This is a genomic window from Haloferax mucosum ATCC BAA-1512, from assembly GCF_000337815.1.
Classification (GTDB): Archaea; Halobacteriota; Halobacteria; order Halobacteriales; family Haloferacaceae; genus Haloferax; species Haloferax mucosum.
On the sequence record NZ_AOLN01000001.1, the window covers coordinates 248,846 to 261,216 of the forward strand.

Below are 12,371 nucleotides of genomic sequence, written 5' to 3' on the forward strand. Positions count from 1 at the left end.
GAATCCGAGGTGAACGCATAATGCCGTTCTACGGCGGGGAGGAACTCGCCACAGTGTACGACGAGGCGCTCGACGAAGGATTCGGTCTCATCGCAAGTAACATCGCAGAGCCGAGTATCATGATGGGACTCATGGAGGGTGCCGACCGGATGAACTCGGACCTTCTGTTACAACTCAGCGGCGGGGCCTGCAAGTTCGCGGGCAACGGTGACCCTGTCGCGGGTCTGAAGGCCATGGGGAACTACATCGAGGTCATCGCCGAGCAGTACGACATCGGCGTCTTCCTCAACATGGACCACCAGACGGACCTCGAGTTCATCGAGCAACAGATCGAACTCGACATCCCGTCGTCTATCATGATCGATGCCTCGCACGCCCCGTTCGAGGAGAACGTCGAAACGAGCCGTGAGGTCGTCGAGATGGTCGAAGCCGCTGACTCCGACACGCTCATCGAAGCCGAACTCGGCCAAATCAAGGGCGTCGAAGACGAAATCGAGGCCGAAGAGGCGTTCTACACGGACCCCGAACAGGCGGTCGAGTTCGTGGACAGGACGGGCGCTGACCTGCTCGCTATCTCCGTCGGCACGCAACACGGCGTCGCCAAGGGGAAGGACCTCGAACTCCGTCCCGACCTCGCCCGCGACATCCGACAGGCGCTCCGCGATCACGGTCTCGACACGCCGCTCGTCCTACACGGTTCCTCGGGCGTCCAGCCCGACCAACTCCAAGAGATGCTCAAACACGGCATCTGCAAGGTCAACAAGGACACCCGCTATCAGTACGAGTACACGCGGACGGCGTACGACCTCTACAGCGACGACCCGCACGCCATCGTCCCGCCGGAAGGCGTCGAAGACGCCCGCGACACGTTCTTCAACGAGACCGACTGGTCGCCGAACAAGTCCGTGTTCGACCCGCGCGTCGTCGGCCGCGACATCCGCGAGCGCATCGCCGATGTACACGCCGACCTGACCGAGGTCTCCGGAAGCGCCGGAAAAAGCCTGTACAAGCAACTGTCGTCGAAAGCGTAACCGCGAACTGATTTTCGTTCAGCCCGCTGAACGGTCCGGTAAGACGGTCGTACTCTCCGGTTCAGCGCGCGTCAACACGCGTCGTCGAACGCGCTTTGTTTGGGTCTGAATTCGAACCGAGCGCCGCCGGTCGTACTTTCTCCCACCGTGAGTGTCCACCCGTGTTCGCGGGCGATGGCGGCGACGATACTGAGACCGAAGCCGGTTCCGTTACTGCTGTAGGAGACGCCGTGTTCGAGGACCTCCTCTCTGTTCTCCGGTGGGATACCGTCTCCGTCGTCTTCGACGGCGAACCCGTCGCCGTCCGCGAGAGCCTCGATTGTTACGTTCACGTCCACGTCGCCGTGTTCGATTGCGTTCCGAAACAGGTTCTCGAACAGTTGCTTCAACCGGCCCGCATCCCCGCGGACCGCCGGGAGCGACTCGGCTATCGAGAGCGTCGCGTCGTCGGTATCGACGTACTCCCACGACTGCCGCGCTAACAGTTCGATATCGACTTCGGTGCTGTCGTCGATCGGGCGCTCGCCGCGAGAGAGCGTTAGCAGGTCGTCGATGAGGTTCTCGATACGTTCGTGTGCGTCCCGGACCCTGTCGAAATATTGTTCGTCGCCGGTTTCGGTAGCCACGTCGAGGAAGCCGACGGCGACGGTGAGCGGGTTTCGAAGGTCGTGTGCGACGACGTCTGCAAACTTGTCGAGTCGCTCGTTTTGCTCTCTGAGTTCCGCCTCTCGTTTCGCTCGCACCATGGCGGCCTCGGCGGAGGCCGCGAGGATTCGAAAGAGGTCCGTATCGCGGTCGGTGAACTCGCGTGAGGCGGTCGAACCAGTGAGCAAGAGACCGTGTCGGCCGAGCGGAACGACAATCTCGCTTCGCATCTCTGTGTCCTCGTTGTAGCGTCCTTCGTGGGTCCGAACGTCGTCGTAAATGCGGATGTCCCCGGCCTCGAACGCCTCCCACGCGAGGCTCTCACCGGCTGTGAGTGTCGGCGTGGTTCCGTATAGCTCGCGGGCCGCGCGCGTCTCGTTCAGCGGGACGAGCGCGTCTTCTTCGGTATCGTACTCCCAGATGGTCGTGACTTTGAGACCGAGCACATCGACCGCCGCCTCGACGACGATTTCCCCGACTTCCTCGGTCGATTCTGCGACGGTGAGTCGCTGTGCGGTCCGTTGTAGTTCACGGAGACTGCGCTCGATTCGTTTCTGCGGCGTGATGTCTTCGAGAACGGCGATGATGTGGTCGGTATCTCCGTCCGGACTGCCTATCGCGGCCGTCGAGAGCAGTAAGTCGAGTTCCTCGCCGTGTTTCGTCTGCCGTTTGACCTCCTTTCCGCGGATACGCTCGCCGGCGAGCGTCTGTCTTCTGTGCGCCTCGAACTCCGCTGTCTTCTCGTCTGGAACGAGCGGATTGAACTGCCCGATAACCGCTTCCCTCGACCAGCCGAACATCTCCTCTGCGCCGTGATTCCAGAGGAGTACGTCCCCGTGCTCGTCTACTTCCAGAATCGCCATCGGGGCCGCTTCGATGAGCGATTCGAGGCGTTGGTTCGTCTGTTCGAGTTCGGTCCGACTCCGCTCGCGCGCCAACTCGGTGCTGACGAGTTCCCCGAGGAGTTCGACGAACGCCCGTTCGAGTTCTCCGAACGGCGTCTCTCGGGTCTCCAGACTCGAAAAGTTCAGCGTCCCGTAGCGCTCGCCATCGACGGCGAGCGGAACGCCGATGTAGGCTTGGAGCTCGAACTCCTGATACGCGGGGTGCGTCTCCTTTCCTGCCTCGATTGCGTCCACGAACGAACACACGTCGTCGGTGGCGACGACCGCCTCGCAGTAGGTCGATTGGAGGTTGAACTCGTCGCCGACTGAAATCCCGCCACCGGCGGGATGGACTGCCCGAACCACGTAGTCGTCCCCGTCGATGTCGGAGATGATGCCGATGTCGAGTCCGGTCGTTTGACACCCGATTTCGAGCAGTCGCGTCAGGCGCTCGTCGGTCGAGAGACCGGCGTCTCCCATCACTTTCTGGACCGCTTGCAGTGCGTCTCGCTCCCGTTCGAGCTGTCGCTGGGCGGCCTCGCGTTCTGTCACGTCGCGGCCCACGACGAGCACCCGTTTTTCGTCCGCCTCACACAACGGCGTGAGTCTGACGTCGAACGTCCGACCTCCGAACGACGAGTCGAACGACATCTGTATGTCGAAGTCGTACAACCCGGCCGGCCCGCCATCGCTTCGGCCGTCTATCCCTGAGAGCGTCTCGTCGACAGCCTCGCGGAAGCGTTCGAGGTCGTCGTCGGGAATGCGGTCACCGACGATATCGAGGATATTCATCCCGCGCATCTCCACCGGACCGCCGCGAGCGCGCGCCGCGGAGGGGTTCGCGTACTGCACGTCCAACGACGAGTCGAGGACGAACACGATGTCGTGGACGTTCTCCAAAATCGCCTTGCTCCGCCGGAGCTCCTGTTCGCGCTCTCGTTCCGCCGTTATCTCGCGGGAGAAGACCGTTAGCCCGTCGTCGTCGGGAAACGCGCGCACTTCGACCCAGTAGTCGAACGGCGAGTCCAGATACTGCTCGAACGAAGCAGGCTCTCCGGTCTCCATCGCAGTCCGGTATCGCGCTTCCAGTTCGGTTCCGACGATAGTCGGAAACTCCTCCCAGAGTACGGCACCGATAACGTCGTCGGGGTCACGGCCGATACGGTCCGCCATCTTCTGGTTTATGTACTCGATTTCCCACGCGGTGTTCACCGCGTAAATCGCGTCCGTCGTGCGTTCGAGCGTCCGCTTGAGCCTGTCGGTCGGCACGCTGTTCCGTCGTCTGTCGCGGGCCGCGCCGACGAGGGCCTCGATTCGCGTCGCCAGGAATTCGAAGCTCTCTCGTTCGGGCCGAAGCGCGACGTGCTCGGAGAGACCGCTCGCCGTCGCTTCGATATCGACGCCTGTCTCGTGGTCTTTGCTGAGCAGTATCGTCGGCAGAAACTCGTTGCGCTCGCGGACTGCCGCAATGAGACCGCGGCCGGTGTCGGTGTCGAGAGATGCTGCGGTGACCACGCAATCGACCGACTGCGACGAAATCCGCTCCAGCGCCGTATCGGCAGTGTCCGTACAAATAACTTCGATATCCGAATCGAGACGGGAAAGATTCGTCTGGACCACCTCTGCGTACGACCTGTCGGCATCGACATAGAGGACACGAACCGACTCGTCTTGTCCAATATCCAGACTATCCACAGTACAGAACAGTATGTGCTGGCAGCGACTAATATGTTGAGGCCCACAGGTTCGAGTTCCGAACTCCCGAAATACGCGCTCTACGGTCTCCTTAACCGAAGTATGTCTATGGTTCTGTTTTCGAAGCCGAGTCTGTTAATCGGTCCGCCGACCCTCGTTCTACGTTCTCGTTTCGACGGGAGCGCCCCGCTGTTTAAGACATCTGACGGCGTGGTAACACACATGCCGCAGATTCACCTCGACGACGAAACGGTCGAAAGACTCGACATGCTTCGGGAGGAAGACGAGGAGTACGACGAGTTAGTCAACGAACTGATTAATATCTACGAGGCGAGCGAGCGGACGATGTTTCACGCGGGCGACGAGTACTGACCCCGCAGTCGAATCCCTGTCTCGGATTCGTCTCTATTCGAGGTAGCTGACTCGGACCTGTTCCCACTTCCCGTTGTTTTCGAGGTGTTCCTGCAGGGTGTCGGCGTACTCCTGCGTGAGACGCTCTGCGTCCTCCAGTTTCTCCTGTTCGTCCTGTTTGCCACCACCCCCGTTGCCGAGACCGAGTGCGCCTTTGATGGAATCGACGATGCCGCCGCCGGACGACGATTGCTGTTGTTGGCCGCCGCCCACGGCGCCCATCTGACTGCGGATGTTGTCGAGTTCGGGGATGATTTGCGGGACTTTCTCCGTGTCGGCGACGATTCGCGCCGTCTCGGGGTCGTCCGCGTTTTCGATTTCGAACTCGGTCGCCGTCATGATGAGACCCCACTCCTGACTGGAGAACCGGGAGTTCATCACGTGGTCGTTGAACTCGCGGTCAACTGTCATTCGGTCGCCGACGATGCTGTCGGTCCAATGTGCCATGTGCACACGTCGTCGTCCAGTCAGTATCAGAGTTGCGGGGTCGTCCGACGATTTCGAGGGCGGGTCGCAGTGTTCCGGCACGATTCGCCTGCCACACGGCTTTAATGCGATTGGGTGACGACCCCGAGTCATGGAGCGGTACGACATCCTGTATCGGTTGTATGGGAACTTCGACGCTGACGCGGTCCGGGAAGCACAGGACTTCGTCGATCTCTTGCCACCACTCGGTTCTTCTGTGGCGCTTTCGCACTGGCAAGCGGTCGATGACGAGTTGACCGAGAAAAAAGACCGAATCAAGCGGGCGTTCTCTGACGGCGACCGCTACGCCGAACTCGCCGCTCGCGCCACGAGAGACCAAGCGTTCACCGCGCTCGACCTCTACACGAAGTACGAAAAACAGGTGAACGCGCTCGTGCTCGACGTGGACGAGACGCTCCGTTCGGCGGGGCGGACGGACAACGAAATCCCGCGAGAGGTCCTTCACCTCCTCACGGAGTTCCACGAGGCTGACGTTCCCATCGTCATCTGTACCGGACAGACCTTAGAGAACGTCAAGGGCTTCTCGATTCAGGGGCTTGGTAACGAACTCGTCCACTCCGGCAACGTGAGCATCGTCTACGAGGCCGGGACGGGCGTGTTCACGCCGGGTCACGGCTCCGACACGAAACGCCTGCTCTACGAGGCTCTCGACGACTCAGTCCAGTCTGTCTTCGAGTCGGTTCGCGGCCGCGTGATTCGTGACCTGCCAGACTCACTGCGCGGGTGCGTCCACCTTCAGGGCAACGAGTTCAACGTCACGCTCAAGCCGAACTTCGAGACGGGGAGCGACGACGCCGAGACGGTCATCGACGACGGACTCGTCTACATGATGGACCTCCTCGGCGAGGCCGTCACCGACGACCCCGAGGGACCGGCGTGGGTTCGGTCCTACTTCGCGTCGCGCGACCCGGAAATCGAGGGCGTCCTCGCCGACCGCGGCGAGAAACCCGATATGGACGCGACCATCCCGGACGACGTCGAAGCGACGCTGGAGCGCGTGACGGTCGCATACTACCACGCCGACGCCGCCGAGTTGTCAGCGGTCGATTTGAACAAAGCGGCGGGTGTCGAGGCCGCTCTCGACGTGCTCGGCGTGGACGACCCGTTCGTGCTCGTCATGGGCGACTCGAAGTCCGACCTCGACGTGATGACGTGGGCCGCAGAACAGAATCAAGGCCTCGCGGCGGCACCCGAGCATTCCTCGCCCGGCGTCCTCGAACACGTCCGCGAGACCGACGGGCTGGTGTTCGACCGAGGCGACGCCGCGTCGGTGCTCAGGACCGCGTACGCGCTCAATCTCCTCGTCGATTGATACTCGTCGGCATCGGGCGGGAGTGACTCCCCCGCACCGACTCGCCGAGACGGATTCGACGTAACCGCCTTCGACGACATCGACGGGGTGGGAGACACCGACAGGTAGAGTGGATACCGACAGGCGGGGTGATACCGACAGACGGGGTGATACCGACAGACGGGGTGATACCGACAGACGGGGTGATACCGACAGGCGAGACGACATCGATGTGGAAGGAGATGCCGAGTCAATCAGTACTCTCCGCGTTCGGTCACACCGTACACATCTCACCTTCGCCAGACGAGTCGTCAGCTGTGCTGTCACCGGCCGTCTTGTCGTCAGTGTTCGACTCGTCGTCGTTCGAGTTTCGGTTCTTCTTTTTCTTCTTGTTCTTCGATGACTTCTTTTCCGACTCTTCCTCGTCGCTCACCGGCGCTGAGACGACCGTGAACGTCCCTTGTGTGACTTTGGTGTCGGTGTCAGCGGTATCACCGTCCGCGCCCGCGTCGTCATCGTCGTCGGCGGCGGTGACACCGGCCGAGTTGTCGGCGTCGTCCGCGGTGTTCCCGGCGGGGTCGGCCGCGTTCGAGCCGATAGCGGCGTCGGCTTCGTTCGTCGGGGCCGGGGCGTCGGACGTGTTCACGCCGCCGGAGAGCAACGCGAACACGACGACGATCAATACGACGACCCCGACGCCGAACGGACTGATGTTCATCGCCACGCCCCCCGAGCGTCGATGGATGTTCGATGGAGTGCTTTAGCGGTGGCAGTCGAAGACATGATTCAACTCGGTATTCGTCTTCGAGGGGTTTCGTTACGAATTATCTACTCTCGGACAGGCGCACGACTCGTCCGGGAGAGTTGGCTTCGCCGGCGGCCGGTCTTTGCAGGCAGTCGAATGCGTCGCAGTCTGCGAAAATATGGTGTCTTAACTCGTCTTAATCAGTGAATACCTGCCGGGGATGAGTGTCCCCGTTTCGAATATTCTCTTTTCTTACAGATAGTCACGAACGCTGGTATGTATCGGGTATCTCGGCGACGAGAAACCACTACCGTGTCACGAGTTCGGGTCTCTCCGACGATTGGTCGGGCTTCGACGGCAACATCGTCGTAAACGCTCTTTATGCGGACTGACCGCGTAGTTCCGGTATGACTGCCTCGATAGACCGAATCGTTTCGAGGGTCGCCAGATGGCCCGGCGTCGAGACCGCACCGCACCGCTTCGGCGGGACCGAATTCCGCGTCGCAGGCAAGGAAATCGGCCACGTCCACGACGCTGGCGTGGTTGACCTCGCCATCACCAAATCGATTCGGGATTCGCTTCTCACCGACGGTCTCGCAGACCCACACCACGTCCTGCCGGATTCGGCGTGGGTGACCTACCGCGTCCGGAGCGAGGTTGACGTTCCCGGCGCGATGCGACTCCTCAGACTCGCGTACCTCTGGCGGCTTCTCGCGCTCCGCCGCCGCGGTATCGACTTCGAACAGACGTGCGACATCGAAGCCGAACTCGACAGACTCGACCTCTCGTTCGAACTCGACGGTATCGTTCGAACCACGTTCAGGGACGTCATCCAGCGCCGCGAACCGGCCTAGTAGCGGTGAACATTGTGTCCCGTTCGGCCCGTCGTCGCCCTGAGCAGTCCGACGCGCTACGCTGATTTCGTCGTCTCCGTCTCGGCTGTCGTCCCTCCGGTGCTTTCAGACGGCGTTTCGGCTGGCGATTCAGGCGGCGTGTCGGTCAGCGAGTCCGAAGGGGTCTCAGCGGGTGTCGCAGTAGGCGTCTCACTGGGCGTACAAATCTCCCCGTCGGCCGATTCATCGTCCGCATCGTCCGGCGTCTCTGGGGGTTCAGACGCCGCGTCGTCGGGATTCGCTGTCGGCGTCTGCGTCTCGGTCGTGTTCTCCGGCTCCCTTGATTCGGTCCCCATTTCGTTCGTCTTCGGGCCCTCAGTCTCCGTTTCGTTCGCCGCAGTCTGGGGCGTTTCCGGTGTTTCGGACGGTTCCGGCGAGTCGGGTGAGGCGGGGGGTTCAGGCGTTTCCGGCATCGTCTGGTTCTCCGCCGGTGCTGTCTGGTTCTCCGCCGGTACGGTCTGATTCGCTGGTGTCGTCTCGTTCGAATCTATCGTCGTCCAGTTCGCGGCGGGCGTCGGGGCCGTCGTTGCAGTGGTCTCGGACTCGGTCTCGTTCGGACCCTCGGGGATGTTCGACACGTCGGGTGGCGTAAAAACGCCAACACCGAAGGCGGCGCTCGCGGTCTCAGAGTCGGTCAACGCACCGTACGTGTACGCGCCGGTCGAGCCAACCAGCAGTCCGAAGACGAGCACGCCGACGAGCGCATTCCCGAGTTCGCCACGCTTCACGCGTCTCCACCTTCGTTCTCCCTCCTTTCGTTTCGGTCTCCCCGGACCAGTGCGTGGAGTTCGGTGACTGCGAGCAACCCGGCAGGAACGATGATTAATGAGAATTTCCCGAGCGGCGTGCCAGCGAAGGAGACGACGTAGCCGAACCACGGGATATGGAACATGACGACGCCGACGACGCGGTCCGCACGGACTAGGCCGGGGTCTGGGTCCTCGTTGGCGTCGCCTTTCGTCTCGAAGTACAGGCCGTCCGTGCGCTCGTGTACCTCGACGACGCGGTGCGTCACGCGCACGTCGCTTTTCGACCCGTAGCCGCCGGGGGCGAAGGTGATGACGTCGCCTTCGGCGATTGTGTCGGTCGGTCGCTCGTCGAGGATGACGACGTCTCCAGCACCGATACTGGGTTCCATACTACCCGTGAGGACGACGTAGCTGTGTTCGGCACCGACGAGTGCGGGAACCGCGTAAACGGCCGCGGCGGCGACGGCGACGACGATGGCCAGCACGCCAACGGCCCGAAGCGAGCGTGAGACGGATGAGTGCATATGTTTCGTTGTTGATTTGATTCGCCGAAGGCGGGTGACGCCGCCGTCAGCCGGTATTATTGGACGAGGATTTCGACGCCTGTCTCGTCGGCGAGGTCGGTGCTTCCGAGCGTGATGTCGCCGGTGACGGTCACGCCGCTGTCGAACGACCCAACGTCGAGTTGGATGCCGAGGGTCTCACCGCCGCTGTCGATGGACAGCGACCCGGGGGCGACGGGGATACCGTCGATTGCGAGGTTCTCGACGGTGACGTCGCCGCTCTTGAGAACCAAGGCGATGACGCCGCTCGTCGTGTCGGCCACGTCGATGACGCCGGTTCCGGTCCCGTCAACGTCGAGCGACGCGGTGTCGCCGTCGGTCTCGAATGCGAAGCCGGCGGGCGAGCCATCGATGTCCCACGTCCGGTACGCGCCGGTCCCATCGACTTGGACGGACTCGGCCGTGCTGTCGGCGGTGTCGCCGCGAATCATCTTGCCCTTGAACGTCTCCGACCCGTTCCAGACCGGGTAGCCCGTGTATTTCCCGCTCGTCGTGAACGCGAACCCGGACTGGCCGTCGATAACGTCTCCGAGCACCGCCTGCATCATGTCGAAGGCGAAATCGACTTCGAAGCTATCGGTCTGAATCGTCGGCGGCGCGGACGAAGGGAGCTTCCAGTCGAGGCAGAAATCGACTTCCCCGCTCACGTCGAGCGGGTAGTGGGTGTTGAACGTCTTCCCCGATTGCAGGCGGTTGGTGGCCTTTCGGTATTGGTCGTCGCCGAGGTAGGTTCGGTTGCCCGACCCGTCTTCGAAGTACATCCGAACGAGCAGGTGTTCGCCGAGTTCGCCCGCTCCGGTCGTGTCTCCCGCCTCTTTTTCCATCTCTTCGCGGCCGTTTTCGCTGTCCGCGACGCGAGTGATGCGAACGTCAACCGCTCCTGCGACGTTGCTCCCATTCGAGTTCGTTAGCGTCACGCAACCGATTCCGCTGTCACCGGGGACGATGGAGTTACTTCCCGTGTCGATGAGGGTGACGCTCGAATCCCCGCCGTCGATTCGGAGGTCCATCCGACCCGCGTATATCTGGTTTCCGTTGCTGTTTTCGGTATCGTTCAGTGCGGCAATCGTTCCTGCACCTGCGGTCGCGGATGCGACGCCGATGAGGGCGAGTCCACCGAGGACCTTCCGACGCGACAGTTCGATTGTATTGTCGTCCGTCATTCACGAATCAGTTCGACCGTGAATCCCTTCGTTATCTGTCGGCTACCGGAATTTCACACTATCCGATATACCTGCCTGAGCCGAAGACGGTGGTAAGAGGCTCCTAAACCACTGAAAACCAGTAACACGACCGAATCGTCAGTGACCGTGTCGTCACGGCTCGCGTGAGATTCGAAGGTGGTATCCGTTTACTAACGGCCCACAGCCGTCCGAAAGGGAGTCTCCTCGAGAGTTTTGCGCTCTCTATCGGACGACTGCGGGTTCTCTCCCGTGTGTCCCGTGTTCTCTCTATCTCTCGCGCCATACGCTCCTCCTCGAACCGAACACCCGCCCGTGCACCGAACACCCGCCCGTGCACCGAACACCCGCCCGCGCATCACACGTCCATCCGGCAGTCTTCGCTCGCCGTCCGATTCGTCACCCGTCGCACGGGTCGGGAAAACTTTACTAATGTTCGAGTAAACTACTTCGCATGGGTAAGAACTACGCGGACCTTCACGACCCGAACGCGGAGTACACGATGCGGGAGCTTTCCGCGGAGACGATGGGCGTGACCGCAAAGCGCGGTGGCGGCCGAGACGTGGAAATCACGGACGTACAGACGACGATGGTGGACGGGAACTTCCCGTGGACACTTGTCCGCATCTACACCGACGCCGGTATCGTCGGCACCGGTGAGGCCTACTGGGGCGCTGGCGTTCCGGAACTCATCGAGCGCATGAAGCCCTTCATCGTGGGCGAGAACCCGCTCGACATCGACCGGCTGTACGAGCACCTCGTGCAAAAGATGTCCGGCGAAGGCTCCGTCGAGGGCGTCACCGTCACCGCCATCTCCGGCATCGAAATCGCCCTGCACGACCTCGCGGGCAAGATTCTCGAAATCCCGGCCTACCAACTGCTCGGCGGCAAGTACCGCGACAAGGTTCGCGTCTACTGTGACTGCCACACGGCCGACGAGGCCGACCCCGAAGCCTGCGCCGACGAGGCAGAACGCGTCGTCGAGGAACTCGGTTACGACGCCCTGAAGTTCGACCTCGACGTGCCGTCCGGACTCGAAAAGGACCGCGCCAACCGACATCTCCGTCCTGGCGAGATTCGACACAAAGCCGAAATCGTCGAAGCCGTCACCGAGCGCGTGAAAGACCGCGCAGACGTCGCGTTCGACTGCCACTGGACCTTCTCGGGCGGCAGTGCGAAGCGCCTCGCCGCCGCTATCGAGGACTACGACGTCTGGTGGCTCGAAGACCCCGTCCCGCCGGAGAACCTCGAAGTCCAAGAGGAAGTCACGAAGTCCACCCTTACCCCCATTACGGTCGGCGAAAATCGCTACCGCGTGACCGAACTCCGCCGTCTCATCCAGAATCAGGCGGTCGATATCGTCGCCCCCGACATGCCCAAGGTCGGCGGCATGCGCGAGACACAGAAGATTGCGGACGTGGCGAACCAGTACTACGTTCCGGTCGCTATGCACAACGTCTCGTCGCCGGTTGCGACGATGGCCTCCGCGCACGTCGGCACGGCGATTCCGAACTCGCTGGCCGTCGAATACCACTCCTACGAACTCGGCTGGTGGGAGAACCTCGTCGAAGAGACCGTCATCGAAGACGGCTACATCGAGATTCCGGAAGAGCCGGGTCTCGGCCTGACGCTCGATATGGACGCCGTCGAAGCGCACATGGTCGAAGGCGACACGTTGTTCGACGAGGAGTGAAGCGACTCGGCGAGCCAGCGAATCTCCGATTCGCTCTGTTCGACGAAGCGTAAGCCGAGAGCGTTCTCCTGCGGTTTTTCTTCCCAAACGAAGACCACACAGCG

General features: G+C 61.9%; 11 protein-coding genes. 5 read left to right on the forward strand and 6 right to left on the reverse strand.

Going from position 1 to position 12,371, the window contains the following annotated elements:
* Nucleotides 1-20 precede the first annotated feature (20 nt).
* Nucleotides 21-1,031, forward strand: a complete 1,011-nt coding sequence (gene fba, locus C440_RS01160) for a class II fructose-bisphosphate aldolase (protein WP_008317445.1) — start codon at nucleotides 21-23, stop codon at nucleotides 1,029-1,031.
* 71 nt (nucleotides 1,032-1,102) lie between these two features.
* Here fba and C440_RS01165 read toward each other — a convergent pair whose 3' ends face one another.
* Complete coding sequence (locus C440_RS01165; protein ID WP_008317447.1) at nucleotides 1,103-4,255, reverse strand: PAS domain-containing protein; 3,153 nt, start codon at nucleotides 4,253-4,255, stop codon at nucleotides 1,103-1,105.
* Nucleotides 4,256-4,477: 222 nt separating this feature from the next.
* Here C440_RS01165 and C440_RS17610 point away from each other — a divergent pair, with 222 nt between their 5' ends.
* Nucleotides 4,478-4,627, forward strand: a complete 150-nt coding sequence (locus C440_RS17610; RefSeq protein WP_008317448.1) for a DUF7557 family protein — start codon at nucleotides 4,478-4,480, stop codon at nucleotides 4,625-4,627.
* A 33-nt stretch (nucleotides 4,628-4,660) separates the two neighbouring features.
* On the opposite strand, the gene C440_RS01170 is transcribed toward C440_RS17610, so the two are convergent.
* Nucleotides 4,661-5,113 (reverse strand): DUF5799 family protein, encoded by a 453-nt coding sequence (locus C440_RS01170; protein ID WP_008317449.1) that lies wholly within the window; start codon nucleotides 5,111-5,113, stop codon nucleotides 4,661-4,663.
* Between the two features lie 130 nt (nucleotides 5,114-5,243).
* On the opposite strand from C440_RS01170, the gene C440_RS01175 reads away from it, so the two are divergent.
* Nucleotides 5,244-6,464 carry an HAD family hydrolase gene (locus tag C440_RS01175; RefSeq protein WP_008317452.1) on the forward strand — a complete coding sequence of 407 codons (1,221 nt, stop codon included), beginning with the start codon at nucleotides 5,244-5,246 and terminating at the stop codon, nucleotides 6,462-6,464.
* Nucleotides 6,465-6,717: 253 nt separating this feature from the next.
* Here C440_RS01175 and C440_RS17470 read toward each other — a convergent pair whose 3' ends face one another.
* Nucleotides 6,718-7,161 carry a hypothetical protein gene (locus tag C440_RS17470; protein ID WP_008317454.1) on the reverse strand — a complete coding sequence of 148 codons (444 nt, stop codon included), beginning with the start codon at nucleotides 7,159-7,161 and terminating at the stop codon, nucleotides 6,718-6,720.
* Between the two features lie 434 nt (nucleotides 7,162-7,595).
* Here C440_RS17470 and C440_RS01185 point away from each other — a divergent pair, with 434 nt between their 5' ends.
* The gene (locus C440_RS01185) at nucleotides 7,596-8,042 is read left to right on the forward strand and encodes a luciferase domain-containing protein (RefSeq protein WP_008317458.1); all 447 of its coding nucleotides are present in this window, start codon (nucleotides 7,596-7,598) and stop codon (nucleotides 8,040-8,042) included.
* Nucleotides 8,043-8,098: 56 nt separating this feature from the next.
* Here C440_RS01185 and C440_RS01190 read toward each other — a convergent pair whose 3' ends face one another.
* The 3 genes from C440_RS01190 to C440_RS01200 are packed head-to-tail and all read right to left on the reverse strand — an operon-like array spanning nucleotide 8,099 to nucleotide 10,556.
* Complete coding sequence (locus tag C440_RS01190; RefSeq protein WP_008317462.1) at nucleotides 8,099-8,809, reverse strand: hypothetical protein; 711 nt, start codon at nucleotides 8,807-8,809, stop codon at nucleotides 8,099-8,101.
* Nucleotides 8,806-9,354 carry a signal peptidase I gene (locus tag C440_RS01195; protein WP_008317465.1) on the reverse strand — a complete coding sequence of 183 codons (549 nt, stop codon included), beginning with the start codon at nucleotides 9,352-9,354 and terminating at the stop codon, nucleotides 8,806-8,808. Before C440_RS01195 ends, C440_RS01190 begins: the two co-directional genes overlap by 4 nt.
* A 56-nt stretch (nucleotides 9,355-9,410) precedes the next feature.
* Nucleotides 9,411-10,556: a SipW-dependent-type signal peptide-containing protein gene (locus C440_RS01200; protein ID WP_008317466.1), complete on the reverse strand. Its 1,146-nt coding sequence runs from the start codon at nucleotides 10,554-10,556 to the stop codon at nucleotides 9,411-9,413.
* Between the two features lie 472 nt (nucleotides 10,557-11,028).
* On the opposite strand from C440_RS01200, the gene C440_RS01205 reads away from it, so the two are divergent.
* Nucleotides 11,029-12,267 carry a mandelate racemase/muconate lactonizing enzyme family protein gene (locus tag C440_RS01205; RefSeq protein WP_008317469.1) on the forward strand — a complete coding sequence of 413 codons (1,239 nt, stop codon included), beginning with the start codon at nucleotides 11,029-11,031 and terminating at the stop codon, nucleotides 12,265-12,267.
* The last annotated feature ends 104 nt before the right edge of the window (nucleotides 12,268-12,371 follow it).